At 58.2% G+C, this 26,824-nt stretch carries 27 protein-coding genes and 1 riboswitch; of the genes, 14 read left to right on the top strand and 13 right to left on the bottom strand.

What is annotated here, in order from left to right; genetic code table 11:
- Positions 1–3 precede the first annotated feature (3 nt).
- The 4 genes from PVA19_RS06880 to PVA19_RS06865 are packed head-to-tail and all read left to right on the top strand — an operon-like array spanning position 4 to position 5,180.
- Positions 4–1,008: an ABC transporter permease gene (locus tag PVA19_RS06880; protein ID WP_274101729.1), complete on the top strand. Its 1,005-nt coding sequence runs from the start codon at positions 4–6 to the stop codon at positions 1,006–1,008.
- A 2-nt stretch (positions 1,009–1,010) separates the two neighbouring features.
- Complete coding sequence (locus tag PVA19_RS06875) at positions 1,011–2,132, top strand: ABC transporter permease (RefSeq protein ID WP_113179906.1); 1,122 nt, start codon at positions 1,011–1,013, stop codon at positions 2,130–2,132.
- Positions 2,133–2,144: 12 nt separating this feature from the next.
- Positions 2,145–3,806 carry an ABC transporter ATP-binding protein gene (locus tag PVA19_RS06870; protein ID WP_274101728.1) on the top strand — a complete coding sequence of 554 codons (1,662 nt, stop codon included), beginning with the start codon at positions 2,145–2,147 and terminating at the stop codon, positions 3,804–3,806.
- Between the two features lie 21 nt (positions 3,807–3,827).
- Complete coding sequence (locus PVA19_RS06865; protein WP_112358983.1) at positions 3,828–5,180, top strand: alpha-glucosidase/alpha-galactosidase; 1,353 nt, start codon at positions 3,828–3,830, stop codon at positions 5,178–5,180.
- Positions 5,181–5,426: 246 nt separating this feature from the next.
- Here PVA19_RS06865 and nrdF read toward each other — a convergent pair whose 3' ends face one another.
- Genes nrdF through nrdH form a run of 4 tightly spaced genes read right to left on the bottom strand, consistent with a single transcriptional unit; the run spans position 5,427 to position 9,208 of the window.
- Positions 5,427–6,416 carry a class 1b ribonucleoside-diphosphate reductase subunit beta gene (gene nrdF, locus PVA19_RS06860; protein ID WP_113261423.1) on the bottom strand — a complete coding sequence of 330 codons (990 nt, stop codon included), beginning with the start codon at positions 6,414–6,416 and terminating at the stop codon, positions 5,427–5,429.
- Between the two features lie 16 nt (positions 6,417–6,432).
- Complete coding sequence (gene nrdE / locus PVA19_RS06855) at positions 6,433–8,589, bottom strand: class 1b ribonucleoside-diphosphate reductase subunit alpha (protein ID WP_274101727.1); 2,157 nt, start codon at positions 8,587–8,589, stop codon at positions 6,433–6,435.
- Complete coding sequence (nrdI, locus tag PVA19_RS06850) at positions 8,577–8,975, bottom strand: class Ib ribonucleoside-diphosphate reductase assembly flavoprotein NrdI (protein WP_062443883.1); 399 nt, start codon at positions 8,973–8,975, stop codon at positions 8,577–8,579. Before nrdI ends, nrdE begins: the two co-directional genes overlap by 13 nt.
- 8 nt (positions 8,976–8,983) lie before the next feature.
- Positions 8,984–9,208, bottom strand: coding sequence for a glutaredoxin-like protein NrdH (gene nrdH, locus PVA19_RS06845; RefSeq protein WP_062423697.1), 225 nt, complete (start codon positions 9,206–9,208; stop codon positions 8,984–8,986).
- Between the two features lie 302 nt (positions 9,209–9,510).
- Positions 9,511–9,726, bottom strand: a riboswitch (cobalamin riboswitch).
- Between the two features lie 181 nt (positions 9,727–9,907).
- Here nrdH and PVA19_RS06840 point away from each other — a divergent pair.
- The 7 genes from PVA19_RS06840 to PVA19_RS06810 all read left to right on the top strand — a co-directional run bounded on the left by PVA19_RS06840 (position 9,908) and on the right by PVA19_RS06810 (position 16,506).
- The gene (locus PVA19_RS06840) at positions 9,908–10,927 is read left to right on the top strand and encodes an ABC transporter substrate-binding protein (protein ID WP_062443887.1); all 1,020 of its coding nucleotides are present in this window, start codon (positions 9,908–9,910) and stop codon (positions 10,925–10,927) included.
- Positions 10,928–10,962: 35 nt separating this feature from the next.
- Entirely contained in the window at positions 10,963–11,982 is a 1,020-nt protein-coding gene (locus PVA19_RS06835; RefSeq protein WP_112953307.1) for a FecCD family ABC transporter permease, read from the top strand.
- Positions 11,979–12,740: an ABC transporter ATP-binding protein gene (locus tag PVA19_RS06830; protein ID WP_274101725.1), complete on the top strand. Its 762-nt coding sequence runs from the start codon at positions 11,979–11,981 to the stop codon at positions 12,738–12,740. Before PVA19_RS06835 ends, PVA19_RS06830 begins: the two co-directional genes overlap by 4 nt.
- A 56-nt stretch (positions 12,741–12,796) precedes the next feature.
- The gene (locus PVA19_RS06825; protein WP_200951718.1) at positions 12,797–13,693 is read left to right on the top strand and encodes a DMT family transporter; all 897 of its coding nucleotides are present in this window, start codon (positions 12,797–12,799) and stop codon (positions 13,691–13,693) included.
- Between the two features lie 299 nt (positions 13,694–13,992).
- Positions 13,993–14,511 (top strand): sigma-70 family RNA polymerase sigma factor, encoded by a 519-nt coding sequence (locus tag PVA19_RS06820; RefSeq protein WP_062424532.1) that lies wholly within the window; start codon positions 13,993–13,995, stop codon positions 14,509–14,511.
- Positions 14,512–14,969: 458 nt separating this feature from the next.
- Entirely contained in the window at positions 14,970–15,698 is a 729-nt protein-coding gene (locus tag PVA19_RS06815; RefSeq protein ID WP_112358971.1) for a Crp/Fnr family transcriptional regulator, read from the top strand.
- 205 nt (positions 15,699–15,903) lie between these two features.
- Complete coding sequence (locus PVA19_RS06810) at positions 15,904–16,506, top strand: hypothetical protein (RefSeq protein ID WP_112358970.1); 603 nt, start codon at positions 15,904–15,906, stop codon at positions 16,504–16,506.
- 53 nt (positions 16,507–16,559) lie between these two features.
- Here the strand turns inward: PVA19_RS06810 and PVA19_RS06805 are convergent, their stop codons facing one another.
- The 4 genes from PVA19_RS06805 to coxB form a co-directional block, all read right to left on the bottom strand.
- Positions 16,560–17,327 (bottom strand): Crp/Fnr family transcriptional regulator, encoded by a 768-nt coding sequence (locus tag PVA19_RS06805; RefSeq protein ID WP_274101722.1) that lies wholly within the window; start codon positions 17,325–17,327, stop codon positions 16,560–16,562.
- 128 nt (positions 17,328–17,455) lie between these two features.
- Complete coding sequence (locus PVA19_RS06800) at positions 17,456–17,788, bottom strand: hypothetical protein (protein ID WP_274101721.1); 333 nt, start codon at positions 17,786–17,788, stop codon at positions 17,456–17,458.
- Positions 17,788–20,283, bottom strand: coding sequence for a cytochrome c oxidase subunit I (gene ctaD, locus PVA19_RS06795; protein WP_274101720.1), 2,496 nt, complete (start codon positions 20,281–20,283; stop codon positions 17,788–17,790). The genes PVA19_RS06800 and ctaD overlap by 1 nt, the downstream gene beginning before the upstream one ends.
- Positions 20,280–20,933: a cytochrome c oxidase subunit II gene (gene coxB, locus PVA19_RS06790; RefSeq protein ID WP_112953524.1), complete on the bottom strand. Its 654-nt coding sequence runs from the start codon at positions 20,931–20,933 to the stop codon at positions 20,280–20,282. Before coxB ends, ctaD begins: the two co-directional genes overlap by 4 nt.
- 81 nt (positions 20,934–21,014) lie before the next feature.
- On the opposite strand from coxB, the gene PVA19_RS06785 reads away from it, so the two are divergent.
- The gene (locus PVA19_RS06785) at positions 21,015–21,512 is read left to right on the top strand and encodes a DUF2231 domain-containing protein (RefSeq protein WP_274101719.1); all 498 of its coding nucleotides are present in this window, start codon (positions 21,015–21,017) and stop codon (positions 21,510–21,512) included.
- Here PVA19_RS06785 and PVA19_RS06780 read toward each other — a convergent pair.
- From PVA19_RS06780 to PVA19_RS06770, 3 genes are all read right to left on the bottom strand, one after another.
- On the bottom strand, positions 21,490–21,978 hold the full coding sequence (locus PVA19_RS06780) for a CopD family protein (RefSeq protein ID WP_274101718.1): 489 nt from the start codon (positions 21,976–21,978) through the stop codon (positions 21,490–21,492). The two genes, PVA19_RS06785 and PVA19_RS06780, sit on opposite strands and share 23 nt — an antisense overlap.
- Positions 21,978–22,721 carry a cytochrome c oxidase assembly protein gene (locus PVA19_RS06775; protein WP_274101716.1) on the bottom strand — a complete coding sequence of 248 codons (744 nt, stop codon included), beginning with the start codon at positions 22,719–22,721 and terminating at the stop codon, positions 21,978–21,980. The genes PVA19_RS06780 and PVA19_RS06775 overlap by 1 nt, the downstream gene beginning before the upstream one ends.
- 144 nt (positions 22,722–22,865) lie before the next feature.
- The gene (locus PVA19_RS06770) at positions 22,866–23,084 is read right to left on the bottom strand and encodes a hypothetical protein (protein ID WP_113179926.1); all 219 of its coding nucleotides are present in this window, start codon (positions 23,082–23,084) and stop codon (positions 22,866–22,868) included.
- Positions 23,085–23,243: 159 nt separating this feature from the next.
- On the opposite strand from PVA19_RS06770, the gene PVA19_RS06765 reads away from it, so the two are divergent.
- Together PVA19_RS06765 and iolG are read left to right on the top strand one after the other, a co-directional pair.
- Entirely contained in the window at positions 23,244–23,627 is a 384-nt protein-coding gene (locus PVA19_RS06765; RefSeq protein ID WP_113179927.1) for a hypothetical protein, read from the top strand.
- 402 nt (positions 23,628–24,029) lie between these two features.
- Positions 24,030–25,022: an inositol 2-dehydrogenase gene (iolG, locus tag PVA19_RS06760; protein ID WP_274101715.1), complete on the top strand. Its 993-nt coding sequence runs from the start codon at positions 24,030–24,032 to the stop codon at positions 25,020–25,022.
- Positions 25,023–25,096: 74 nt separating this feature from the next.
- On the opposite strand, the gene iolB is transcribed toward iolG, so the two are convergent.
- The gene (gene iolB / locus PVA19_RS06755) at positions 25,097–25,906 is read right to left on the bottom strand and encodes a 5-deoxy-glucuronate isomerase (RefSeq protein WP_274101713.1); all 810 of its coding nucleotides are present in this window, start codon (positions 25,904–25,906) and stop codon (positions 25,097–25,099) included.
- Positions 25,907–25,922: 16 nt separating this feature from the next.
- On the bottom strand, positions 25,923–26,822 hold the full coding sequence (gene iolE, locus PVA19_RS06750; RefSeq protein ID WP_274101711.1) for a myo-inosose-2 dehydratase: 900 nt from the start codon (positions 26,820–26,822) through the stop codon (positions 25,923–25,925).
- Positions 26,823–26,824 lie beyond the last annotated feature (2 nt).

The raw sequence follows: 26,824 nt of genomic DNA, 5'->3' as shown, positions 1-26,824 counted from the left end.
CTTATGTTGAGGTTTCTGGTTACCCGCCTTCTGTCCGCAATCCCGTTGCTTCTGATCCTGAGCATCGTGACATTTGCGATCATCCAGGCGCCGCCCGGCAACTATGCAGATTATATCCGGTCGCAGCTTATGAATCTCGGGGGCGCGTCCTTCGAGCAGGCCAATGCTCAGGCCAAGGCCTATGCCGTTGCCCACGGTCTCGATAAGCCGATCGTCATCCAGTATTTCAACTGGATCTGGAATATGGTGTCGAAGGGCGATTTCGGCTACAGCATGTACTACAACCGCCCCGTCGGCGAGATTGTTGCAGAACGTCTGCCGCGCACGCTGATCCTTGCGCTCGTCTGCCACATCCTGGCATCCATCCTCGGCATCAGCTTCGGTATTCTTGCGGCGACACGCCAATATAGCTGGGTGGATACGATCCTCTCCGGCATCGCCTTTCTCGGCATGACCATTCCGCGCTTTCTGATGGCGCTGATCATGGTCTATCTCCTGGTCTTCCATTTCAACATCAGCGAAATCGGCAACTTCTTCTCGCCACGCTATGGCGGCGCGCCCTGGTCCTGGGACAAGTTCGTCGATCTGGTGAAGCATGTCTGGCCCGTGGTCGCCATCGCCACCTTTGGCGGGCTTGCCTACAATATGCGCGTCATGCGCGGCAATCTGCTCGATACGCTGAATGCGCAATATATCGAGACGGCGCGGGCCAAGGGCCTGCGCGAAAGTGCCGTCGTCATGCGCCATGCCGTGCCCAATGCGCTCCATCCGCTCATCATGTATCAGGGCGTGGTTCTGCCCTACATGCTGACCGGCGAAATCGAGGTTGCGATCATCTTCGCGCTGCCGACCGTCGGACCAGCCATCGTTGGTTCCATGCATGTGGGCGATGTCTATGTGACAGCCACCTTCATGCTGGTGCTCGCCGCCACACTGATCGTCGGCAACATCATCGCCGACATGCTGCTGGCAGCGCTTGATCCACGTATCAAACTGGGAGGAGCGTGACCATGTTGGTTCCAGCCGAAACCACAATCGAGCCGACCGTAAAGACTGCACCAACAGGCAGCGAAAGCTACCAGGCTCTGGTCTGGCGCCGCTTCCGGCGGTCTTTCACCGGCATGCTTGGCCTCGTGCTCGTCTGCGCACTTCTCATCATGGCGGTCTTCGCGGGCTTCCTGGCCCCCGTCGATCCGATGCTATCGGAAGATTCCTTCATGCCGCCGGAATCGATTTCGATCCATGACCAGGAAGGCAATCTGGTCATGCCCCGCGTCTATCCGATCGTCGATTCCGAAAAGCTCGATCCCATCACGTTCCAGCCCATCAGCGGACCGGACTATGAGAACCCCCGGGTCCTCGGCTTCTTCGTGACCGGCTTCGAGTACAAGCTGTTCGGCATCATTCCGTCCACGATCCACTTCTTCGGCTCGACGGATGGCAAGCCCATTCACTTCCTCGGTACGGACAAGCTTGGTCGAGACATTCTCTCCCGCGCGATCTACGGCTCGCGCATCTCGCTGATGATTGCGTTGACCGTCGTCACCATCGTCACCGCGATCGGCACGACCGTCGGCATGGTCTCCGGCTATCTTGGCGGTGCCTTCGACACATGGACGCAGCGATTTGTCGAGCTCGTGCTCGCCTTCCCGCAACTGCCGCTTTATCTGGCGCTGACATCGCTGATCCCCGTCACTGCACCCACCAATGTCTTTCTCGGCTTCGTCATCGTGGTCATGTCGGCGCTCGGTTGGGCGCAGATGTCGCGCGAAGTGCGTGGTAAGACGCTCGCACTTGCGCGTATCGAATATGTGAAGGCGGCGATCGCGATCGGGGCGACCGACCGGCGCATCATCTTCCAGCACATTTTTCCGAATGTGATGAGCCATGTGATCGTGGCGGTGACGCTGAACATTCCGACGATCGTACTTCTGGAATCCTTCCTTGGTTTCCTTGGCTTTGCGGTGAAGCCGCCGCTGATTTCCTGGGGTTTGATGCTTCAGGATACGGCCAATTATTCGGTCATCGGTTCCTACCCCTGGATCCTCGCACCTGTCGGCTTCGTGCTGGTTACCGTCTTCGCCTTCAATGCGCTGGGTGATGGTCTTCGCGATGCAATCGATCCCTATTGAGCCGAGAAAGAGATGACGATGACACAAAACCTCATCCCCGAACTTCGTCTCGACGCAGCGCTGCATGCCGACGAGCCGCTTCTTGATGTTCGCCACGCCGGTGTCAACTTCAAGACCGAGCATGGCCAAGTCTCTGCCGTTCAGGATATTTCGTTCCAGCTATACCGCGGCGAGACGATTGCGATCGTCGGTGAATCCGGTTCGGGAAAATCGGTCACGGCACGTCTGGTCATGGGGCTCTTGTCCAAGCGCGCCACCGTCAGTCCCGATACGCGGGTGAAGTTTCGCGGCGAAGACATTCTGAAATATTCGCGCGACAAACGCCGCCTGCTGCGCGGCAGCCGGATATCGATGATCTTCCAGGAGCCGATGAGCTCGCTTAATCCGCTCTACTCCATCGGCACGCAGATTGCCGAAGCCATCCGTGCGCATCGCCGGGTCAGCAAGTCGGAGGCGCGCAAGCAGGCCATCGCACTTCTGGCCGAAGTGCGCATCCCTGATCCAGAACTCAGGATCGATCAATATCCCCACCAGCTATCCGGCGGACAGCGCCAGCGCGTGATGATTGCCATGGCGCTTGCCAACAATCCGGACCTGCTGATCGCCGATGAGCCGACGACCGCGCTCGACGTTACCGTGCAGGCGCAAATCCTCAATCTGCTGCGCGATTTGCAGCAGAAGCACGGCATGGCAGTCGTCCTCATCACGCATGATCTGACGGTGGTGCGGCGCTTCTCCGACTATGTCTATGTCATGCAGAAGGGTCTGCTACAGGAGCACAATACCACAGCCGCGCTCTTCGAGGCGCCGCAGCACCCTTACACGCGCCATCTTCTTGGCTCGGAGCCACGCGGCCGAGCCAAGCCACTGTCTGACGACCAACCCATCCTGCTCGAAGGTAAGAATGTCCGGGTATCGTTTGGTCTGCGCAGCGGCGGCTTTTTCCGTCCTGTATTTCACGATCTCGTTGCGGTGGATGGCCTGTCGCTCGACCTCAGGCGACATGAAACCCTCGGGCTCGTCGGCGAATCCGGCTCCGGCAAGACGACCTTTGGGCAGGCGCTGACAAGACTGATCAGCAATGAGGGCGGGGAAATCTTCTTCGACAAGCAGCCGATCCACGACAAGGATCGCGACGGCATGCGTCCCTTACGTTCACGCATGCAGGTGGTGTTTCAGGATCCATTTTCATCGCTCAATCCGCGCATGACGGTGGGTCAGATCATCGGTGAGGGGCTGGTCGTCAATAATATCGGCGCCAACAGCGCCGAGCGGCTGGATCGCGTGCGGGCGGCTCTCAGAGATGCGGGACTTCCCGACAATGTCACCAATCGCTTTCCGCATGAGTTCTCCGGCGGGCAACGCCAGCGTATCGCGATCGCGCGTGCGATCGCGCTCGAGCCCGAGTTCCTGTTGCTGGACGAGCCGACATCGGCGCTCGACCTCTCTGTGCAGGCACAGATCATCGATCTCTTGCGCAAGCTGCAGGATGAGAAGGGCTTGAGCTACCTCTTCATCTCGCACGACCTGAAGGTCGTGCGGGCTCTTTGCCACCGCGTCATCGTTATGCAGCGCGGGCAGATCGTGGAGCAGGGGTCCGTCGAGGAGGTCCTATCTAATCCCAAGACCGAATACACGCAGCGGCTGGTCCGGGCTGCGTTCGAAATCGCATAATTTCCGAGAGTGGAGAAAGAAATGACAAGAAATCCCAAGATCGCTTTCATCGGGGCAGGGTCCACGGTGTTCATGAAAAATATCATCGGCGACGTGTTGCAGCGCCCCGCTTTGTCCGGCGCCCGCATTGCGCTGATGGACATCAACCAGCAGCGGCTGGACGAGAGCGCCATCGTCGTCAACAAGCTGATCTCGACGCTCGGCGTCAGCGCCAAGGCGGAAACCTTCACCGATCAGAGAAAAGCGCTGACGGATGCCGATTTTGTCGTCGTCGCCTTCCAGATCGGCGGCTATGAGCCTTGCACCGTCACCGACTTCGAGGTGCCGCGCAAATATGGTCTGCGCCAGACGATTGCCGACACGCTTGGTGTGGGCGGCATCATGCGTGGTCTGCGCACCGTGCCGCATCTGTGGAAGATCTGCGAGGACATGCTCGAGGTCTGCCCGAACGCCATCATGCTGCAATATGTGAACCCGATGGCCATCAATACCTGGGCGATCGCGGAGAAATATCCGACGATCCGCCAGGTGGGGCTCTGCCACTCCGTTCAGGGAACGGCGATGGAACTGGCACTCGATCTCGATATTCCCTACGAGGAAATTCGCTACCGCTCCGCTGGCATCAACCACATGGCGTTCTTTCTTGAGTTCGAACACCGCCAGCCGGATGGCAGCTATAAGAACCTGTACCCGGATCTGGTGCGCGGCTACCGCGAAGGCCGCGCCCCGAAGCCCGGCTGGAACCCGCGCTGCCCCAACAAGGTCCGCTACGAGATGCTGACGCGCCTCGGTTACTTCGTCACCGAAAGCTCCGAGCACTTCGCGGAATACACGCCCTATTTCATCAAGGAGGGCCGTGAGGACCTGATCGAGAAGTTCGGCATTCCGCTCGATGAATATCCGAAGCGCTGTATCGAGCAGATCGAACGCTGGAAGGGTGAGGCGGCCGCCTATCGCTCGGCGAACAAGATCGAGGTCAAGCAATCGAAGGAATATGCCTCTTCGATCATCAACTCGGTGTGGACCGGCGAGCCTTCGGTGATCTACGGAAACCAGCGCAACAATGGCTGCATAACCTCATTGCCTTATAACTGCGCCGCAGAAGTGCCCTGCCTCGTCGACCATAACGGCGTGCAGCCAACCTTCATCGGCGAATTGCCACCGCAACTGACAGCGCTGATGCGCACCAACATCAACGTCCAGGAACTTACGGTCCGGGCGATGATGAGCGAAAACCGCGAGCACATCTATCACGCGGCGATGATGGATCCGCATACGGCGGCGGAACTCGACCTTGATCAGATCTGGTCGATGGTGGATGACCTTCTCGTAGCCCACCGCGACTGGCTGCCGGAGTGGACACAGGCACGCTGATCCAACAAGGTTTGGCGGCGCATTTCTCACACTTGCTGCCATTATGATTGTCGCGATCGTTCGCGGTTGGGACACGCTACTACTCTACGTCTCAGGCACTCTCTCAAGCAGATTGGAGATGCCTGAGGCTGCGAGGCGGACTGTCCACAACGCATCAGCGTGAAAATCAGGCTTGATTTTCGCGCCGATGCGTCGATTCAAAAAAGGTAAGGCGTCCTTCGTGCGTCCTACAGGACGCGCGGCGCTTCAGAAATCCCAGTCCTCATCCTCTGTGGCGACTGCTTTACCGATGACATAGGAAGAGCCGGAGCCGGAGAAGAAGTCGTGGTTCTCGTCGGCATTGGGCGACAGCGCTGAAAGGATGGCCGGATTGACCTTACAGGCCTCCGGCGGAAACAGTGCCTCGTAGCCGAGATTCATCAGCGCCTTGTTAGCATTATAGTGCAGGAACTTCTTGACGTCCTCGGTCAGGCCGACGCCGTCGTAAAGCGCTTCCGTGTATCGCGCTTCATTGTCATAAAGCTCCAGCAGCAGATCAAATGCGAAATCCTTGATCTCCTGGCGCGCCGCCTCTGGCAAACGTTCGACCGCGCGCTGGAATTTGTAGCCGATATAGTAGCCGTGCACCGCCTCGTCGCGAATGATGAGGCGGATCATGTCGGCCGTATTGGTGAGCTTGGCGCGGCTCGACCAGTACATCGGCAGATAAAAGCCCGAATAGAACAGGAAGCTTTCGAGGAAGACAGACGCTACCTTTTTCTTCAATGGATGGTCAGAGGCATATTGCTCCAGGATCAGGGACGATTTGCGCTGGAGGAACTCGTTTTCTTCCGACCATCGATAGGCATCGTCCACATCCGGCGTGGAGCATAGCGTCGAGAAGATCGACGAATAGGAGCGGGCATGCACGGCCTCCATGAAGGAGATGTTGGAAAGCACCGCCTCTTCATGCGGTGTCGCCACATCTTCCATGAGTCGGACCGAGCCGACGCCGTTCTGGATCGTGTCGAGCAGTGTCAGTCCGGTGAAGACGCGGATCGTCAATTGCTGCTCTTCCGCCTTCAGCGTTGCCCAGGAGGGGATGTCGTTGGAGAGCGGCACCTTTTCCGGTAGCCAGAAATTGCCCGTCAGTCTGTTCCACACCTCGAGGTCCTTGTCGTCCTCAAGGCGGTTCCAGTTGATCGCGCGGATCGCGGTGGCAGCCTTTGGCGCCGTGGTCTTCAGTTGGATGTTCATGGTTGTTACCGAATGATCAGAGGGCGCAGGAGACGCAACCTTGCACTTCCGTGCCGGTCAGCGCCATTTGGCGAAGGCGGATGTAGTAGATGGTCTTGATGCCCTTTTTCCAGGCATAGATCTGGGCGCGGTTGATATCGCGTGTCGTGGCGGTGTCGCGGAAGAACAAGGTCAGCGACAATCCCTGATCCACGTGCTGCGTGGCTGCGGCATAGGTATCGATGATCTTCTCAGGCCCGATCTCGTAGGCGTCCTGGTAGTATTCGAGATTGTCGTTGGTCATGAAAGCAGCCGGATAATAGACGCGGCCGATCTTGCCTTCCTTGCGGATTTCGATTTTCGAGACGATCGGGTGGATGGAGGAGGTCGAGTGGTTGATGTAGGAAATCGAGCCGGTCGGCGGCACCGCCTGGAGGTTCTGATTGTACAGCCCACCCTCCATCACAGCCTGCTTCAGTTCCAGCCAGTCTTCCTGTGTCGGGATGTGAATACCGGCCTTTTCGAACAGATCGGCAACGCGCGCCGTTGACGGCTTCCATTCCTTTTGCGTGTACTTGTCGAAGTAGTCGCCGCTCGCATATTTGGACTGTTCAAAGCCCTTGAAGCGCTGACCACGCTCTACTGCCAGGCGATTGGAAGCCTTCAGCGCGTGATAGGTCACCGTGTAGAAATAGATATTGGTGAAATCCACACCTTCTTCGGAGCCATAGAAAATCCGCTCGCGGGCCAGATAGCCATGCAGGTTCATCTGGCCGAGGCCGATCGCGTGGCTCTCTGCGTTGCCCTTGGCAACGGATGGCACGGAGGCGATATGGCTCATGTCGGAGACGGCCGTCAAAGCGCGGATCGCGGTCTCGACCGTCCTGCCGAAATCGTCCGAATCCATCGCCGCTGCGATGTTGAGAGAGCCGAGATTGCAGGAAATGTCCTTGCCCGTCGTTTCGTACGACAAGTCGGCTTCATAGGTGCTGGGCTCGCTGACCTGGAGAATTTCCGAGCAGAGATTGCTCATGGTGATGCGCCCGGCAATCGGGTTCTCGCGGTTCACCGTGTCCTCGAACATGATGTAGGGATAGCCGCTTTCGAACTGGATTTCGGCCAGCACCTGAAAGAACTCGCGCGCCTTGATTTTCTTTTTGCGGATCCGGCTATCGGCGACCATCTCGCGGTATTTTTCCGTTACCGAAATTTCGCTGAAGGCAACGCCGTAGATGCGTTCCACATCATAGGGCGAGAAGAGGTACATATCCTCATTGTTCTTGGCGAGCTCGAAGGTGATATCCGGAACGACGACGCCGAGCGACAGCGTTTTTATGCGGATTTTTTCGTCGGCATTTTCGCGCTTGGTGTCGAGAAAACGCATGATGTCGGGGTGATGGGCGTTGAGATAGACGGCGCCTGCACCCTGGCGCGCGCCGAGCTGGTTGGCGTAGGAAAAGGAATCTTCCAGCAGCTTCATCACCGGAATGACGCCGGAGGACTGGTTTTCGATCTGTTTGATCGGCGCACCGGCTTCACGAAGATTGGTCAGTGAAAGGGCCACCCCTCCGCCGCGCTTTGAGAGTTGTAAGGCCGAGTTGATACCGCGGGCGATCGATTCCATATTGTCTTCCATGCGCAGCAGGAAGCATGACACGAGCTCTCCGCGCTGCTTCTTTCCCGCATTGAGAAATGTCGGAGTTGCGGGCTGAAAACGGCCGGAGATCATCTCATCCACCAGGCCGCGAGCCAGGGTTTCGTCGCCGCGTGCCAGTGCCAGCGCTACCATACAGACGCGGTCCTCGTACCGCTCCAGATACCGTTTTCCATCAAAGGTCTTCAGCGTGTAGGACGTGTAGTATTTGAAAGCCCCGAGGAATGTCGGGAAGCGAAATTTCTTCGCATAGGCATGGTCGAAGAGATCGCGGACGAAGTTGAAGGCATACTGGTCCAGCACCGTCTGCTCGTAATAGCCTTCACTCAAAAGATAATCGAGCTTTTCGCGCAGATTGTGAAAGAACACCGTGTTCTGGTTCACGTGCTGGAGAAAGTACTGGCGCGCAGCCAGCCTATCCCTGTCCAGCTGAATCCGGCCATCCTCATCGTAAAGGTTCAGCATCGCATTCAGCGCACGGTAATCCAGCACTGCCGCGTCCGACTGCTTTAGGGGCCTCTCGAGTGTCAACGTGTCCAAAATCTTTCCAATCCCTGTCTGACATTGACGACGTCCTCACCCGTCCCCATCAGCTCGAAGCGATAGAGATAGGGCACGCCGCATTTGGCGGAGATGATGTCGCCGGCGATCCCGAAGGTTGCGCCGAAATTGCTGTTGCCCGCAGCAATGACGCCGCGAAGGTTTGCTCGATTACTCGCATCGTTGAGGAAGCGAATGACCTGTTTGGGAACCGCGCCCTTGCCGTTCTCGCCGCTATAGGTCGGGACGATGAGGACGAATGGGCTTGGAACATGGAGAGTTTCAGCAGCGCTGATCGGGATGCGGCGGGCAGGGGTGTCGAGCTTGGTCACGAAGCGATGTGTGTTTTCCGAGCGCGTCGAGAAGTAGACAATCTCCCCCGCCATAGTCTTCGTCACGATGCAAGCGTGCTGATCATATCGGGCCGAAAGCCCCCCCAATGCGTCTCGCCGGCAATGACGACCGGCACCTGGCGATAACCAAGACCGAGCACCCGCTCATAGGCTTGCTCGTCGGTCGAGACATCAACGATCGTGTAGTCGAGACCCTGACGGTCGAGCGCGCGGGTGGTCGCAGTGCATTGAACGCAAGCAGGCTTGCTGTAGACGGTGATGCTCATTTTGATCCTCGTTGGAAAAAAGGCATGGGAAATCGCTCTCGCGCCATGACGCGCGCGATGGTTTAAAAACAGGGTTGAACGCAAAGCCGAGGTCTGCCGGGCAGTGCCGTCGCATGGCTCGATAGCAAAAGCGATGAACGCTTCTGTGCACCATGCCTCAGACGCCGGTTACTCCAACGGATAAAAGACTGAACTCATAATCATAGGACTTCACCCCGAAGTGGCTCTACGCGGAGGCATGGCGAAGCGAGGCACACAGGGTCATCCCGTACGCATTCGCGACCTTCCGGGCACCCCGCCGGTGGACGTACTGACTCAAGGCAGGTCTCCTGGCTCGCGGGTCGTCACATTCATCTCGCCTTCCCGAAACCTAATGTTTCAGTGGCGTTTGAGAGAATGCTTGCCGCTTACAGTTGCGGGGGCAGCTGCGGCATTGCTCCACCATCGCTGGCTTCGCGCACCGTATTCCCATCTTCGCTTCCGACAGAATCGGAAGAACCTTGAATACCAGATATAGTATGGATTTCGTTCAATGCGTCAATAGGCTGTTGCAACGACGCGAACTGGGCTGATCTTAATATCAACAGGAAAAATCCCGACACCATAATATGAAGCAAACGGTCTTGTTTTGTACAAGGAGAGGTGATTATAGGCGCAGGCATTGTGCGGCGGGAGCCGCGTTCAACGGGATTTTGGGTGATGATGAAGCGTCTTTTTGCGGCTGTGGGATTTTGTGCATTTGCAGGGTTTGCGGCAACCCCGGCGACGGCTGCGACGACCTATCCTCTGACGATCGAAAATTGCGGCGCCACGGTTACCTTCAACAAGGCGCCTGAGCGTGCGGTGGCACTCGGTCAGAACAGTGCCGAGATCATGCTGCTGCTTGGTCTTCAGGACAAGATGGTCGGCACTGCCTTCTGGCCGAACAAGGTTCTGCCGCAGGTCGCAGAGGCAAACGCCAAAGTAAAGGTTTTGACCGTCGAGTTTCCAACCTTCGAATCCATTCTTGCACAGAACCCAGACTTTGTGACCGCCGCCTTGCCGACGCTCGTCGGCCCCACCAGCAAGGTGGCGAAGCGCGAAGATTTCGACAAGCTTGGCATCTCCACCTATCTTTCGCCCAGCATGTGCGCGCTGGACGACATGTCCAAAGACAAGTCCGGTTATGGCAATCGCTCCAAACTCTGGAACATGGAGACGCTGTATAAGGAGATCGACGATCTCTCGCAGATATTTGACGTGGCCGACAAGGGTCAGGCCGTCATCGCCGACCTGAAGAAGCGCGAAGCTGCATTGCGTGCTGATGCGCCGAAGGATGGCAAGAAGCTTTCCTATGTCTTCTGGTTCTCCAGCCCGTCGCCATCGGCTGACGCCTATCTCGGCGGCAAGAACAGCCCGTCGGGCTATATCGCCGATCTGTTGGGCGGCACCAATGCCATTACCACCGAAACCGAATCTCCGGCTATCGGTTGGGAAACGATCATCGCCGCCAATCCCGATGTCATCGTCGTGACGCAGGTCGACCGCAATCGCTGGGAACTCGACAAGGCAGATGCCAAGATCAAGTTCCTTAATAGCGACCCTGCCACCAGCCAGATGAATGCCGTCAAGAACAAGGCGCTCGTCATCATGCCGGCACAGGCGATGAACCCAAGCGTTCAGACGATCTACGGTGCCGAGCAGATTGCTCAGCAGTTGAAGACCCTCGGCCTGAAGTGAGTTCGGTGGCGGCGAAGGATCGATCAGGTAGCGGGATGCGGCGGCTTGTTGCCTCCGTAACGCTCTATCTTGCGTGCTTCGCGGCGATTGCCCTCGTGGTCGGCATCAGTGTCGGGATTGGCGATCTACCAATTCCGCTCTCGACCACCTATGCCGCCATCACCAACAAGCTCGGCTGGACGTCGGTCGAGATCAGCCGCATCCATGAGGCGGTGATCTGGGAATACAGGCTGAGCCGCGCTCTCGTGGCCGTCTTCTGTGGCGCGGGCCTGGCCATGTGCGGCGCCATCATGCAGGCGATGCTGCGCAATCCGCTGGCTGAGCCCTATGTTCTCGGCATTTCCGCTGGCGCCTCGACAGGTGCCGTAGCCGTCGTCATTCTCGGGATCGGTGCCGGCGCGGTGTCGCTGTCTCTCGGTGCCTTCGTCGGCGCCTTTGCAGCATTCTTCCTGGTCGCCATTCTGTCCAATGGTGCGCGCGGCGGCGCAGACAGAACGATCTTGGCGGGTGTTGCAGCCGCTCAGCTTTTCAATGCCGCCACATCCTATGTGGTCACCACTTCCGGCAATGCCCAGCAGGCCCGCGACGTGATGTTCTGGCTTCTCGGCAGCTTCGGTGGCGTGCGTTGGCCGGATGTCGGTCTCGTGTCCATCGTCGTCGGTCTCGGTCTGATCTGCTGCCTGTTCCATGCGCGCGTGCTGGATGCCTTTGCCTTCGGCGATGAGGCGGCCGCCTCACTTGGTGTCAATGTCGGGCGCACGCGCATCATCCTCTTTGCGCTGACCGCGGTCATCACCGCCACCATCGTCAGTATGGTGGGGACGATCGGCTTCGTCGGTCTGGTGGTTCCGCATGCAGCACGTTTCGTCGTCGGGCCGCTGCACGCACGGCTCTTGCCGGCCTGCGCCATCACCGGGGCGATCTTCATGGTGCTCGCCGATATCGCCTCGCGCACGCTTGTGCCGCAGCAGGTTCTGCCCATCGGCGTGGTGACGGCTCTGGTCGGCGTGCCGTTCTTCTCCGTCATCCTTTACAGGCTGCAACGCGCGTCATGAGTATCACAGCGGACAATCTGGTGTGGAAGGTCGGCGCAAAGACGATCGTGGATGGCATTTCCTTCACGGTCGAGCCCGGCAAGATGCTTGGACTTCTTGGGCCAAATGGCTCCGGCAAGACATCGCTGCTTCGCCTGCTCAGCGGGTTGAAGAAACCCCATTCGGGCCAAGTGCTTCTGGACGGCAAGGATATCAGGACGATCCGCCGCAAGTCTCTTGCGCAGCGTATCGCCTTCATCGAGCAGCACGCCACGACGAACGTCAATCTGAAGGTCATCGACGTCGTCAAGCTGGGACGCTTTCCCCATAAATCGATGTTCTCCGGCTGGACGCGGGAAGACGATGCGGCTGTGGGTGAAGCGCTTGAGCGCACAGAGATGACCGCTAAACGCAACGATGCCTGGCAGAGCCTCTCGGGCGGCGAGAAGCAGCGTGCTCATCTTGCCCGCGCCTTGGCGCAGTCGCCGAAGGAGCTCATTCTCGATGAGCCCACCAATCATCTGGACGTCCACCACCAGATCAGCCTTCTGCGCCTCGTATCTGGGCTTCCGGTCACCAGCATCATCGCGCTCCATGATCTCAACCATGCTGCCATGTACTGCGATCACCTGATCGTGCTGCAGACGGGGAAGGTCGTGGCGTCAGGAACGCCGGAAGAGGTGATGACGCAGGATCTCTTGCGGAACGTCTTTTCGGTTGAAGCCGTCGTCGAGGCCTCGCGCTTCCACGCCAAGCCACATATCCAGTTTCTCCGATAGAACATCGCGTTTGAATGGGTGGCAGCGACCATGCATCTCCGGTCCAGGGGACTCTTGTGAAAACCATCAGCGAAAACCAGACGCTTGGCATCGGTCTTCGGGTTCTCTCGGGATTTCTCTTTGCAGCCATGTCGATCTGCATCAAGGCGACCTCCGGTCAGGTCCCTGTCGGCCAGATCGTCTTCTTCCGCTCGGCATTTGCGCTGATCCCGCTGGTGATCTTTCTATGGTGGCGCAACGAATTTCCGCGTGGGTTAGCGACGCGACGCCCCTTCGGCCATTTGCTGCGCTCCAGTCTTGGGGCTGCTGCGATGTTTGCGTCCTTCGCCTCCATTGCGCGCCTGCCCCTGGCGGAGGCGACGCTTCTCACCTACCTCTCGCCAACCTTCACCAGTGTTGCTGGTGTGGTGCTTCTCTCCGAACGGTTGACCAAGTGGCGTGTGGGTGGTGTGCTTTTCGGGCTTGCCGGGGTGGTGACGCTGGTGTGGCCGGAGATCGGTCACGGAGTCATGGATGACGCGCGAATGTGGGGTTATTTCCTCGGTCTACTGATGGGGGTGCTGACCTCCTTCGCCCTCATCATGGTGCGCAGTCTCAGCAGAACGGAAAATCCGGGCGCGATCGCCTTCTATTTCGTTATTGCCTCGATGATCGGCGGTCTCTTCACAGTGCCTTTCGGCTGGGTGATGCCGGACCCCATAGGTTTCTCACTTCTCATTCTCGCCGGCCTTTTCGGTGGCTTTGCGCACATTGCCATGACGATGGCCTTTCGACACGCCGAAGCATCCTTGCTGGCGCCCTTCGAATATCTCGCCATCCTGTGGCCGGTCCTGGCGGACTTGCTGATCTTCAAGTCGCCGCTCTCCAGCACTTTCATCACCGCCCTGCCGCTGATCCTCGCCGGTGCAGCGCTGGCTGCCTTGGAAGGAAGGCGCAGGCGAACTCAATCATAGATTGTGCGTCACCATCTCGCGTTATTGGCTCTGATCGAGGGCGTGCGTTGAAGGTCTTCGGGACGCACGTCGTTATCGCAAGACCGAGGCACAGTTTTGCTTGGGCCGTGCTCCAATTCCGGCAATAGAAGGGCTCTTTTCCCCATCGGTGATCCTGCCATAAAAGATGCTTCGAACCGTCAGATTCCTGTTCCGTTCCTTAAGTTTTCTCTAATTCAACCGCTGTGTGTACGCTGGCGTACAGCAACAATGACCTTCCCCCTGCATTATGAACTGTATCCACGGAGGGGAATATGGACATGCAAAACGCCAGCACCGCATCCGAATTGGTTGTCACCGAGGACCAGCTTGCCGAATTGAGAATGGGCATTGCCGATCTCAGCCCGGCGCTTTCTGCTTTCGCCCGCCGTTTTGTTCGGACGGAAGGAGAGGTTGACGATCTCGTCCAGGAAACAATTCTAAGGGCGCTTCGTGCCGTCCACCGGTTCACGCCGGGGACAGCGTTAAAGTCCTGGCTGTTCACCATTATGCGCAACACATTCTGCACCCGTTATAAGGTCGCTCAGCGAGAACGCATCGGCCTGCCTGCGGGTGTAGAGAAAATGATGTCCACGCCCCCGAGCCAAGAATGGCGCCTCGAACATCAACAGGTCATGCGTGCTATAGGCGATCTGGATTCGGACCAGAAGAAGGCTCTACTCCTGATCGCGGACGGTACCAGCTACTCCGACGCTGCGGATCTATGCGGCTGCCGTATCGGCACCATCAAGAGCCGCGTTAGCCGCGCTCGCGAAGCTCTGCGTCGCGACCTTTATTAAAATATCTGATCAGCGCGTCTGACATGGCCTATCCCTGCGCGTCGGGGAATGGGATAAGAGTTCGTTCATGCTTCCGGCCATGCCCTTAAAGCGCTGCCGGCGGATCGGTGCAGATAGGTACTGTCTTCTCCCGTCCGCATGATTCGATGCCGGGGCGAAGTTCTAGACTCCAGACCGCGCAGTTTAAAGACGCGAAGCTCGCCTCATCCATGGACTGAGCCATCTGTCTCCCATGAGGTATCTGGCGGTTGCCGCCGTCGTACTTGGGAACAAGGACATTGTTAGACGCCTTAACCCTCCTTCCTGCCGCCACATCCTCAGTGGATATTCGTCACATGAATAGGACGGTTGGCAGGGAGCGCTCTCTGTACGGTAGATGACATTGTATTGCTCAAAGGTTTCAACTGTTTAGTGTCCCTCAAACGTCCTGTGGACGATCGAAGGGAATGACGACTTCAATGGATACCGAACAGAACTCTGTACGCAACAAACTGTTGAAAGCTCTGCGTCCGGAAGATTACGAACTGCTGCGGCCGAGCATGCAGATCGTCAAGCTTAACGTCCATGAAGTGATAGAGCAGCCGCATGTCCCCATCGAACGGGTCATTTTTTTCGAAACGGGTCTCGCTTCCGTCATCGGTCATCTGTCTAGTGGGAAAAGCATCGAGGTCGGGCTGACAGGTCGTGAAGGCATGTCGGGCTCCGCCATCGTACTCGGCAGTACAGAAGCAACGCACCGCACGCTTGTTCAAGTGGGCGGCTACGGGATCGCCGTTTCGTCTTCCGCTATCGTCGACGCCATGAGAGTCAGCGATACCTTGCGTGATGTATTCCTGACCTACATCCACACATTGCTCACTCAGACCGCGTCGACGGTCGTCGCCAATGGTTTATCAAAACTCGATAAACGTCTCGCGCGCTGGTTGCTGATGATCCATGACCGGATCGATGGCGCAACGGTGGCGATGACCCACGAGTTCCTTGCCCTTGTTCTTGGAGTGAGACGTCCTGGCGTTACTGTCGCGCTTCATATTCTTGAAGGAAAAGGCCTGATACGGGCCTCTCGGGGGCAGATTACCATCATCAATCGGCAAGGGCTGGAGTTGGAAGCGGGTGGCTCATATGGCCAAGCAGAGAGCGAATACAATCGCCTCATGACCGATATACTCGCAAGGCAAGTATCTTAGTACCACATTGCTTACACGCCGATGCAGACTACTTGTACTAAAATGAGACAAACCGCTGATTTCACGGAAATGTGACGTCATTTTCACTCTATATTAGGCCTCACTTATACATTGATGTTTCAAAGCAGCATCCTCTAATATACACTCTTAAATGGCATCTTTGATGCTGATGTGGAGTGAGTATCGTGTGTGAGGAGGAAAAATCATGACAAGACTGAGTAGTGTTTTGTTGGTGAGCGCATGTCTGGCGCTTCCGATCAATGCGCATGCCTTGGACGTCAGTGTGGGCGGAGTTAGCGCAAGTGTCGGCGGCAATGGTAGCGGCGGCTTGGGTGTCGGTGCTTCTGTCGGAGGAAGCGGCGGGATCAATGCCGGAGCCAGCGTCGGAGGCCGTTCGGGAGGTGGCCTTGGCGCAGACGTCAACGCTTCGGTGGGTGGAAGCAGAGGCGTGAACGCCAATACCAGTGCGACGGTCGGAGGCCGGAGCATTGCAAATGCGGATGTGAACGCGTCAGTCGGCGGAAGCCGCGGATTGAATGCTTCGGTCGGAGCGACTGTCGGAGGCGCGAGAGCCCTGGACGTCGATCTTGGTATCGGTGTCGGCACCGGTCCTGGAAGACCGAACCCTGGAACGGTCAATCCCGGCACCAATCCGTCACTGCCGGCCAACGGCATGATCCGTGCCTACAACGATATGTCGCGCACGGAGCAGCTTCGCCTGGCGAAGCGCTGCGTCGATATCATGAGGGGCGGCTATGAGGCAGATCTCGTGAAGCTCTGTCGGATCATCCGCACCGCCTCGCGGTAAAGCGAAGTCGCGAAAGGGGCCGTCCGCAATCGAGGCGGCCCCCGCGCCCTTTCTCAACCCGCAGAGCGGGTATCGGCCGTCGCAGGGCGCAAAAGTGCCGAGGCACGAAAGCGGGCAAAGACCCGGTCATGCTCTTCCTCGGACAGGCCGTAAATATCGCCGGCATATTCTTCCAGGGCGTCCCGATTGCGTATGGTGATCTTGGCTCTTTCGGAGCGAATGAACCCCCTGCCTTCGAGAAAATGCAGGGCATCTGTCACACTCGGTCGCCGGACTGCCAGCATCAGCGACAAAAATTCGTGGGTCAGATGAAGCTGGTTGCCGTCCACCCGGTTGTGGCAGACAAGAATCCACCGGGCCAGCCGTTGGCTGACGGGCTGCGTGGTATTGGAAAGCAGGGTGCACTCGATCTGAGTGCGCAGCGCATGCGATGCGCAGGTCAGCAGTTGCTCAAGAATTCGATGACGATTTCGTAAAGCCTGGAACGCGGTGATCTCCAAAACCATCGCCTGTCCTGGGACCTGCATGATGACTTGCGTAAAGCTCGTCTCCGCGTCGACCAGTGCGCCTGACGGCACATAACCTTCCCGCCCGACAATGCCGGATTCCGTCACCTTGCCGGAGCGCGATTGGACGAGGACCGAGGCGATGCCGCTACAGACGAAAAAGACCTTTTCAATCTTCTCGCCTGCCTTGATGAGGATTGAGCCGGCAGGCAGATCGACGGCCACGGCACGTCTCAGCAGTTCTGAGCGAATGTCGTCCGGCAGGAACGAGATCAATTGGTTCTGGCCTGCAAGCTTCTCGTGTTCCCCAGTCATTCTGCTTCCTCTCGCGGCACAATTGTTCGGCAATGGCGCAGATTTTCAAGCCACCAGCGTGGAAATGCTTGAGCGGAAGAAAAGTTCTGTCTTCGCGACTCTTCGTATTCGCGGTCAGCCAAAACGCTTCAGCAGAGGTCCAGCCATAAAATGCCTGAAAACACATAAGCCGTGCTGAAGAGCGCAGCGCCCGCCGTGTAGCGCGTCACGGAGCGCATTGTTCCGCTCAAGGACGAGGAGATTTTCTCAGCACTCAGCGCAACGAAGACGGTTATCGCTATGATGAGGGTCGTGGCAGCGAACAACAAAATGAGGAGTGCTCTCAGCGAAGAGATTGGGCCGATCGCCATGTCCTGCCATCCCAGCGAGCAGCCGGTGGCCTGAGCGCCGTAAAGAAGGAGGAAGCCGAGGCTCCAGCCCGTGAAGGGCAGCAGAAGGGCGATAGCCAGCGCATATCGCATCAGCTTCCTCCACCCTGCAGAAGCGACAGAAGAGAAGGATAGACGGCCACGATCGCAGTCGTTGCCGCCACATATCTGTTCCAAAGTCCCGCGATCTGCAGATCGACTAGCCTGTTTCCGGTGACGTAGCCGGTCCGAATTCTCCAGATGCAAAACGCAGACAATAGCGCGCCGATGCCGATGTGAATGAGCCCGTAGATATTGACGGCGTAAATCACGGCATCCGAGGCGTGAAACTCCGTTTCATATGTCCTGACTAGGTCCAACAAGAGCAATGCAATGGCGATGCCGTATAGAGCCATGCTTGCAAGGCGCAGGAATGGCGCGCGCAGCATAGCTTTCGCGGGCAGTGAGCCGAGCACTGCCGCTGCTATCGCGATAGCGCAGGCCAACAGCGTCCAGAGGGATGAAACTGAGGAGGGGCGAAGGTTCTCCCAACCAGGCGCCGACACCCAGAGGAACAGGCCGCCAAAGAGAAGCGAAGTGAAGAGTGTGGCGGTGACCAGCAATGTCAGTCGCATCGCCATGAGCGAGGGGGGATCTCCACTTTCAAAATGCGGTGGCAGGATCAGCCCCTTGCCCGCGTAAAGTTCACTGCCTGTGGTCTGCACGGCCTCATTCGGAGTCCATCTCAGGAAGAGACCGATCACCGCCAGAAGCGCTATGGGCGCTATCACGTAGAGCTTTGCGAGCAAGGAGACGAAGAACAGCCCTGTCACCAGGGCCGTGATGAGCGGAAGATAGGTTTGGCGTGGCAGGATAATGATCTGGTTGGGCCGAGCCTGAACGGCGCTTACCCCCAGTGTTTCCATCCAGCCATTGCGGGTGAAGCCGAGATAGCCATCGCCTGCCGCAAGGCTTGAGCCAAGGCGGTTGATGTCGAGCCTGTCTGCCCGTGTGTCGACAGATGGCAGGGCGGCGAAGTTGTAGGATGGCGGCGGTGTCGGCATAGCCCATTCAAGTGTGCCGGCGTTCCAGGGATTGCGCCGGAACGGACGGCCAAAGAAAAACACCAGAAACAGATCGATTGCGGCCAGCACGAAGCCCATCGCCATGATGAAGCTGCCGATGGACGACATCAGGTTCAACCATTCCCACGGCGACTCCGCCGGGTAGGTATCGACCCTCCGCGGCATGCCAAGGAGACCTGTCAGGTGCATCATGAAGAAGGTCAGGTTGAAGCCGATAAAGATCATCCAGAAGGCTGCGTGCGACATATGCTGAATGGGCTGGCGACCGGAGATGTGAGGCACCCAGTAATAGGCGCCTGCCAGCATCGGGAACAGGAAGCCGCCGACAAGCACGTAGTGGAGGTGGGCGACGACGAAATGCGTGTCATGCGCCTGCTGATCGAAGGGTACCATCGCCAGCATCACGCCGGTCAAACCACCGATGACGAAGACGAAGAAGAACCCGAAAATGTGCAGCATCGGAATGGTGAAGGACGGCCGGCCCTGGCTCAGCGTCGCAATCCACGCAAAGATCTGGATTGCTGTCGGCACAGCAACGAGGGCACTTGCCGCGGAGAAGAACGACAGGGCCACATGCGGGATGCCGGTCGTGTACATGTGATGGACCCAAAGCCCAAAGGACAGGAAGGCCATCGACAGGATGCCGGCGATGATGATCTTGTATCCCGTAAGCGTCGTGCGGGCGAGCACGGGCAGGATCGTGGAGATGACGCCGGCTGCAGGCAGAAAGATGATATAGACTTCCGGGTGGCCGAACAGCCAGAACAGGTGCTGCCACAAGAGCGGATCACCCCCGCGGGTCGGGTCGAAGAAGGGCAGGCCGAAGGCGCGTTCCGCTTCCAGCAGGATTGAGCCCAGGATCAGCGGCGGAAAGCCGATCACCATCATGCCCGCCACCACCAGCATGTACCAGGCAAAGATCGGCATCCGGTCGAGCGACATGCCGGGCGCGCGCATCTTGAGGATCGTCACGACAATCTCGATTGCCGCCGTCATCGCCGAAATTTCGACGAAGGTGATGCCGAGCAACCAGACATCGGCGTTGATGCCGGGGCTGTAGGTGGAAGAACTGAGCGGCGTATACATGAACCAGCCGCCATTCGGCGCGACGCCGGCCAGGAGCGCGATGATCAGCATGCTGCCGCCGAAGAGGTAGCACCAGTATCCGTAAGCGGAGAGACGCGGAAAGGCGAGGTCGCGGGCGCCGAGCAGTTTGGGCAACAGATAGATCGCCAGTCCCTCGAAAAATGGGATGGCGAAGAGGAACATCATGATGGTCCCATGCATGGTGAAGACTTGCGCATACTCTGCCGCATCGAGGAAGCGGCTTTCGGATGTTGCAAGTTGCGTGCGGATCAGCATGCCGAGAAAGCCGCCGATCCCGAAGAACACCAGGGCGGTGAGCATGAAACGCGCGCCGATGATGTTGTGATTGACGGCGGCGAGGCGGCGCCAGCCCTTGCCTGTGCCCCAGATGGCTTCCAGTTCCCGATGCAGGCGAATGGGTGAAATCTTTTGCGTCACGTCGATCCCTGTGCATCTGGAAGTGTTTCTATCACCCGCCGATAGTCGTCCGGCTCATGGGCGATCACGCTGAAAGTCATGGCGCTATGGCCGGTGCCGCAATATTCGGCGCAGATCCCGCCAAATGTGCCGGCCTTGTCCGCCTTCAGCCGTATGCGCGTCTCATGGCCTGGAATGGCATCGATCTTGCCGGCAAGGCGCGGCACCCAGAAACTGTGGATCACATCGGTGCTGGAAACGACGATCTCGACCGTCTGTCCAGCCGGGATATGGAGGACATTGCGACTACCAGGACCGGTGTTCGCCGCACTATAGCGAACATCCCAGTTCCACATGCTGGCCTGGACACGAATGACGTCGGCGGGTGCATCTGCTCTCGCGCCGAACAGAGCTTCGCCCTGGAGGAAGGCTGCACCCAGAAGTGCCGTCAAAACGGGGATGGGCATGACGATCCCGCCGCCGATAATCCAGCGCGAAGCAGGGACGTGTGACAGCTTTCGAGAAAAGGCGCTCAGGAAGAAAAGGCCGAGCACAAGAGCGAATAGGACGGCCGATCCGAAGAGCATGATCCACCACAGTTGCGCCACCGCGCTTGAGGCGGGTCCCGCAGGATTGAGTGTGGAAAGATCGCCGGAACAGCCGGCCAGCATCAACGGCAGGGTGGTCGTCGTCGCGATTGCGCGGAACCTCTGCCCGGGCCCGCTGGTTGTCGGAGAAAGAGGAGACGTGTTTTGGATACACCGCCGAAGAAAAACCCGGTCATCTCCAAGCTCGAGGAAAAGGATGCGAGTTCGGCCGTTGCCGTTGCTGGCCATCCCCTTCATGCAATGACGGTGCATTTCCCGATTGCGCTTGTCTTCGGGACGCTCGGTGCGGACATCATGTACTGGTGGGGCGCTGATCCATTCTGGCTGCGTGTCGGGCTGTGGACAACGGGCATTGCATTCTTCAGCGCCATTGCGGCCGGTTTGATCGGCTCGGCCGAGCTCTTTCTCGTTCCAGGCATCCGCGCGCGTGTTGCAAGCTGGGCGCATGCAGTGGCTGGCATGTCGCTGATTGCGGTCTGCGGGGCCAATTGGGGCGGTCGCTATTTTTCCAGCATCGAGGTCCTGCCCCACGGCCTTGTCCTGTCGCTGATCGCGTCGGGGTTGACGGGGCTGGCTGGCTGGCATGGCGGCAAGTTGATTTTCGATCATGGCGTCGGTCTCATGGTATCGTCCAAGGACTGATCGACCGCGCGATCTCTTTTAACCCTCCAGCCTCGATCGGAATTATGTCGAGGCTCCAATCCGGTTTGGCGAGAACGACGAAAAGGATGCCGAGCACCGTCGCGGCGGTGAGCACGGTGGCGCCGATGAAGCGCCACACGGGATAGACCTCTCCCTCGTTGAAAAGACGAATGATGACGAGCCCTGTAACGATGTGCACTGTCACCATCACGCCGATAAGCCCAAGCTTGATGGTGAACCAGAGCGTGAAAGTGTGCTGAAAGAAAATTAGGGCCGTGCCGGTCAGGATCGAGACGAAGGCCGCCGGCGAGGCGACGACGACGTAGCAGAAGCGCACGAGGCGCTGGAGCGCGTAAAGCGCGGGTCGATTGCCGACATGGGCGCGCTGGACGTAAAGAGCAGGGAGACTGAGAAGTGTCGCGGCCCAGACGGAGATCGCTGCGATGTGGATGAATTTCAGCAGCATCACCATTGCCAGCTGCCCTTGCCATCCCGGCTAGCGACACCGCGATAAAGGCGGATCAATGCCACAATGAGATAGGGTAGCAGGCCCACCGTCCACATGATGACGCCGGCAAGCTGCTGGTCCTGAAGCGGCTCGAGGCCGAAGGCTTGTGTCGTATCGAGATGTGCGGCGAAAAGCGGCGCGCGCGAGAGCGTCAGGATCGCCGCAAGCATGCCCATCTGCGCAACGGTCGCAAGAGCCAGGGCAACGGCAGTGAAGACACTGGTTCTCGGAGACAGCAGGATCGCCCATAGCCAGATGGCACTGGCAAGAAGGCCTGCCTGCATGATCCAATAGGGGATCATGCCATCAAGGGCGAAGGCATAGCCCGGCGGAATATGCCAGAACCAGAAGATCAAAGTGTGAAAGATGAACGCGATTTCCGGTGGCAGGCGGCTGGAAACAGCGCTTCTCGTCCGGAAGACCGTGGTGAGAAGCGGAGCAAGCACTGTCATCAAGATGAAATGATGGGTCACCCGCACGGAAAACAGCGCGGTGGTCAGAGCGCAAAGCGGTGAAATCAAAAGAAGGGTGGATACGGCAAAAACAGCCGTCGCAATCCATATCCGGTGTCTATGAAGCGAAAGCGCCGACAGCATCGTCAGCGCGAGGACGACCGCCAGAGCAAAGGGGTCGAAGTTCCAAGCGCCCCAGACTTGCGATGGCAGCGGTGCAGGACCGCAATAAGGAACTGGTTGGTTCACCCCAAAAATCCGTCCGCCCTCCGTTGAAGCGATGCAGAGACATCAGGGGTCGAACGCCGGAGGGGGGCTGAGGTTCCGGCGTTGTTTTTTAAGATGAGGGAATGCTTTCGTCCTCATCCTGGAGCGGAGGGTCAATCAGAGGCTCTATGCTTGATCGCGTCTTTGCGCGGCGCTTTCCTGTCGCCGCGGGGCATGGGTGGGCTCGCTCTGATGCGTCCTTTGGTTCTTAAGTGAGCGCCGGCTCATCTCGTCCTTGAGCTTCTGCATGGCCAGATGACGGCTTGGGTAGACCTTCGTCAGCATACCATTGTGCAGCACAGCCCAACCGCGCTCGTGGGGCATCAATACCGTGTCATTGCTCATGATTTTTTCCTCCCGATAGGCTCACATTCAATTTTGTGATGTGCCCAAACCGTGTTTGCGCAGTTCGGTTCCTCAAGGGATGAGAAGACGGATGGACATGATGATCGTCCACGGGCCGGAAGGGCGAGTCGATTATCGGTGGATGCAAGGGACTGCTAAATGACCAAAACGAACGCGGAGCAGCGCTTGGGGACGAACGGCCGCTTGACGATAGCCGTCTTTGGCAAAAGCGACACGCTCACGCCTGCAATCAAGTCTGCGTGGTTCGAGGCATCGATGGTTTTGCAAGGTCCTTACGCCGCGACGTCAGTCCATGATCACGATTGGCATTTCAGCGGCGCAGTCATCGATGCGCGATACGGAGCCGAATTGATGCTGCCGTTGATGGCAGACTTGGACAGCAGAGCAATCCCTTACATCTTTTTCGTTCCACACGGTTCCCTCGCTCACCGCCAGGGGCCGTTCGTGCTCTCGGACGCTAAAGCTGAAATCAGACACATCGTTTCCGCGCTTGCGGCCCAGAGCCGTGGCTCCACGCATTGAGGCGCTATAGAGTGCCTATCCCTCGAGTCAGCTCTCTCCATGCAGGGAGGAAATTTGAACCGGTTGCCGCATCTGGCGTCCCACCATTGCGCCCCGTCGGACTTGGTACAGCATTCACCGCGACTCGCGATGGGCCTCGCATGGAGGCTCTCATTCGCCTCTAATGTGTGAGGGCTCACCACGCCTTCACATGAGCCGATAAGTGTCCGACAGATCATCATTCAGACAGTGAATAGAATAAATATTTCACTGCCGCTTCTAATGGAATTTCCACTTGATTTCGCCTTGGCTTGAGCTAGGGTCTCACCGATCGTCATCGACAGAAGATCGGATGATGACAGGACGCGACCTGCTTCTTAGGCGTGGCCGTCCCGAGGAGGAATTTAGCGTGGAGCAAATGAAATGATCAGGTTCGGTGTGCTGGGTGCGGGCCGTATTGGCAAGGTCCATTCGGCAACGATTGCCGCCAATCCCAAGGCAAAGCTTGCCTATGTCGCGGATGCCTTTCCTGCGGCGGCGGAACAGTTGGCGCTACAAACGGGCGCGCGGGTCGCATCCGTTGAAGAGATTATCGCCGCATCGGATGTCGATGCCGTGCTGATCGCCACCCCGACGCCAAGCCATGCCGATCTGATCGAGGCGGCATCGAAGGCTGGCAAGCATATTCTTTGCGAAAAGCCGGTATCGCTTTCGGTCGATCGCATCAACCAGTGCCTGGATGTGGTCGAACAGAACAAATCCACGCTGATGATCGGCTTCAACCGCCGCTTCGATACCAATTTCTCGATGGTCGAGCAGCGCCTGCGCAATGGCGATGTCGGAGAGATCGAGATCGTCACCATCATCAGCCGCGATCCCAACCCGCCACCGGCAAGCTATGTGAAGTCCTCCGGCGGTCTCTTTCGTGACATGATGATCCACGACTTCGATATGGCCCGCTTCCTGATGGGTGAAGAGTTCGTGGTCGTCAACGCGCTCGGCTCCGCGCTGGTTGACAAGGCGATCGGTGAGGAAGGCGATGTGGATACTGCAGCGGTCCAGATGCAGACGGCATCTGGGCGGATCGCAGTGATCACCAATTCCCGCCGTGCGACCTATGGCTACGACCAGCGCATCGAAGTGCATGGCTCGACTGGCATGCTCTCGGCTCGCAACATCCAGAATTCGAGCGTCGAATTGTGGAACGCCAACGGCATTGCCGGCGATCCGGTGCAGAACTTCTTCATCGAGCGCTACGCCCAGGCCTATGCCAACGAGATCAACACCTTCATCGACGCGGTCGATGCCGGCAACACCTCGCCGCGTCCAAGCGGTTTCGACGGTCTCCAGGCGCAGAAACTGGCCGATGCCGCCACCGAAAGCTGGCAGACAGGCAAGCCAGTCCAGATCGTCTGATCGGTTTTTGACCAATAAAAACGCTCGCATCATTGTCTCGGTGCGAGCGTTTTTTTCAGGCAGAGATTGCGCGTTTATGGATTGTCGCGCTTGAAAATCCAGTCGTGATCCGGATGGTTCTGGAAGCGCCATTTTCGCATCGGGCCAGCCATGACGTTGAGATAGTACATCTCATAGCCATAGGGAGAGCCACAGGGGTGGTGACCTTTCGGTACCAGCACCACATCGCCGCTTGAGACCGCCATGGTCTCGTCCAGCGAGCCGTCTTCGGTGAAGACGCGCTGGAAGCCGAAGCCCTGCTCCGGATTGAGGCGGTGGTAGTAGGTCTCCTCCAGATAGGTCATCTCCGGATAGTTGTCCTCGTCGTGCCTATGCGGCGGATAGGATGACCAGTGACCCGATGGGGTGAAGACTTCCGTGACCAGCAGGCTATCGGCCACGTCGCGATCTTCCATGGCGATCGGGAAGATGTAGCGCGTGTTGCCGCCCTTGCCGCGCTCCGCCAGAGTAATTCCCGCTGGTCCAATGACTTGCGCTTCACGACCGGGCTTTGCCGGTGCGGTGCACACACCAAGCGTGCAGTCGGTGGTTGCCGTAACGGTCCAGGAAGAGCCCGCCGGGATATAGACGCAATGCGGCGGCTTGCGCTCGAAGACATTCATGCGGTCGCCGAGTTCGCCGAAATTCTTGTCTTCCGACGAGATTTCCGCCTTGCCCTCGACGAGAACGAGAATGACCTCCGTCTCGCCGGTTTGTTCGGTTGCGGTTTCGCCAGGCTTCAGGTGGTAGAGCCCGAAGCCCACATAGCCCCAATTGGCGCTTTCCGGCGTGATGTCATGAACCTTGCCGGAGGTGCCGGTGGGTTTGCGCAGCAGACCTGCCATGTCTTGACCTTTCTGTTCAACCTTTGTCCAGGCCGGCTTCGCGTGCGAAGGCGCGCAACGATTTCAGGCCGAGGCTCTGATATTCAAAAGGATTACGGACATCCGGATCCTGCTCGGCCTCGATCACGAGCCAGCCACTGTAGCCATGCTCTGCGGCAATCTTGAGAACGGGAAGGAAGTCGACGCCGCCCTCGCTATCGCCAGGAACGGTGAAGACGCCACGGCGCACACCTTCGAGGAAGGAGAGGCTTTCGTCGCGAACCTGCTTGGCGATGACCGGACGCACGTTCTTGGCGTGGATATGGCCGACGCGACCCATGTGCTTCCTGGCCAGCCGCTCCGGGTCGCCGCCACCAAAGAGGCAATGGCCGGTATCGAGCAGCAGCTTGGCGTGCGGGCCAGTGTTCTCCATCAGCCGGTCGATCTCGTCTTCACTCTCGACGATCGTGCCCATGTGATGGTGATAGACGAGCGCGACACCCTGATCGGCCGCATGTTTCGCCAGCGCTTCAACGCCTTCGCCAAAGCGCTTCCATTCGCTGTCGGAGAGCTTCGGGCGGTCATTGACCGGCTTTGCATCCTCGCCGTGGATGGCGTTGGAGGTTTCGCACACGATGATGACCTTCGAGCCCATCGCCTTCAAAAGGTCGAGGGCAGGCTGCATGGCAGCCTTCTCGTCTTCGATGGAGTTGGTCAGAAGGTTGAGCGAATGCCAGCCGGAAACGTAGCGCAGCTTGCGGGGTTCCAGCACAGCCTTAAGGCCTTCCGGTTCCTGTGGGAACTTGTGGCCTTTCTCGATGCCGTCGAAGCCGATCTTGGAGGTTTCGTCCAGGCACTGCTCAAGGCTGATATGGGCGCCGAGCGTGCGGTCGTCGTCATTGCTCCAGGCGATCGGGTTTGTACCGTAAAGAATCATGG

Origin of the sequence: Agrobacterium sp. CNPSo 3708 (assembly GCF_028674915.1) — a bacterium.
Taxonomy (GTDB): Bacteria; Pseudomonadota; Alphaproteobacteria; order Rhizobiales; family Rhizobiaceae; genus Agrobacterium; species Agrobacterium cavarae.
Note: the sequence above shows the minus strand (reverse complement) of the source record. Positions and strands in the feature narration are given on the sequence as shown.

Excerpts from the sequence above, each read along its gene's own strand:
- PVA19_RS06870 (WP_274101728.1), top strand. The coding sequence starts at position 2,145 with ATGACGATGACACAAAACCTCATCCCCGAACTTCGTCTCGACGCAGCG.
- PVA19_RS06815 (WP_112358971.1), top strand. The coding sequence starts at position 14,970 with ATGGATACCGAACAGAACTCTGTACGCAACAAACTGTTGAAAGCTCTG.
- PVA19_RS06875 (WP_113179906.1), top strand. The coding sequence starts at position 1,011 with ATGTTGGTTCCAGCCGAAACCACAATCGAGCCGACCGTAAAGACTGCA.
- iolE (WP_274101711.1), bottom strand. The coding sequence starts at position 26,822 with ATGATTCTTTACGGTACAAACCCGATCGCCTGGAGCAATGACGACGAC.
- PVA19_RS06830 (WP_274101725.1), top strand. The coding sequence starts at position 11,979 with ATGAGTATCACAGCGGACAATCTGGTGTGGAAGGTCGGCGCAAAGACG.
- PVA19_RS06770 (WP_113179926.1), bottom strand. The coding sequence starts at position 23,084 with ATGAGCAATGACACGGTATTGATGCCCCACGAGCGCGGTTGGGCTGTG.
- PVA19_RS06865 (WP_112358983.1), top strand. The coding sequence starts at position 3,828 with ATGACAAGAAATCCCAAGATCGCTTTCATCGGGGCAGGGTCCACGGTG.
- nrdF (WP_113261423.1), bottom strand. The coding sequence starts at position 6,416 with ATGAACATCCAACTGAAGACCACGGCGCCAAAGGCTGCCACCGCGATC.
- iolG (WP_274101715.1), top strand. The coding sequence starts at position 24,030 with ATGATCAGGTTCGGTGTGCTGGGTGCGGGCCGTATTGGCAAGGTCCAT.
- nrdI (WP_062443883.1), bottom strand. The coding sequence starts at position 8,975 with ATGGCGGGGGAGATTGTCTACTTCTCGACGCGCTCGGAAAACACACAT.
- PVA19_RS06880 (WP_274101729.1), top strand. The coding sequence starts at position 4 with ATGTTGAGGTTTCTGGTTACCCGCCTTCTGTCCGCAATCCCGTTGCTT.
- PVA19_RS06765 (WP_113179927.1), top strand. The coding sequence starts at position 23,244 with ATGACCAAAACGAACGCGGAGCAGCGCTTGGGGACGAACGGCCGCTTG.
- PVA19_RS06780 (WP_274101718.1), bottom strand. The coding sequence starts at position 21,978 with ATGCTGCTGAAATTCATCCACATCGCAGCGATCTCCGTCTGGGCCGCG.
- iolB (WP_274101713.1), bottom strand. The coding sequence starts at position 25,906 with ATGGCAGGTCTGCTGCGCAAACCCACCGGCACCTCCGGCAAGGTTCAT.
- coxB (WP_112953524.1), bottom strand. The coding sequence starts at position 20,933 with ATGCTGGCCGGCTGTTCCGGCGATCTTTCCACACTCAATCCTGCGGGA.
- PVA19_RS06805 (WP_274101722.1), bottom strand. The coding sequence starts at position 17,327 with ATGACTGGGGAACACGAGAAGCTTGCAGGCCAGAACCAATTGATCTCG.
- PVA19_RS06835 (WP_112953307.1), top strand. The coding sequence starts at position 10,963 with ATGCGGCGGCTTGTTGCCTCCGTAACGCTCTATCTTGCGTGCTTCGCG.
- PVA19_RS06840 (WP_062443887.1), top strand. The coding sequence starts at position 9,908 with ATGATGAAGCGTCTTTTTGCGGCTGTGGGATTTTGTGCATTTGCAGGG.
- PVA19_RS06810 (WP_112358970.1), top strand. The coding sequence starts at position 15,904 with ATGACAAGACTGAGTAGTGTTTTGTTGGTGAGCGCATGTCTGGCGCTT.
- PVA19_RS06800 (WP_274101721.1), bottom strand. The coding sequence starts at position 17,788 with ATGCGATATGCGCTGGCTATCGCCCTTCTGCTGCCCTTCACGGGCTGG.
- PVA19_RS06820 (WP_062424532.1), top strand. The coding sequence starts at position 13,993 with ATGCAAAACGCCAGCACCGCATCCGAATTGGTTGTCACCGAGGACCAG.
- nrdH (WP_062423697.1), bottom strand. The coding sequence starts at position 9,208 with ATGAGCATCACCGTCTACAGCAAGCCTGCTTGCGTTCAATGCACTGCG.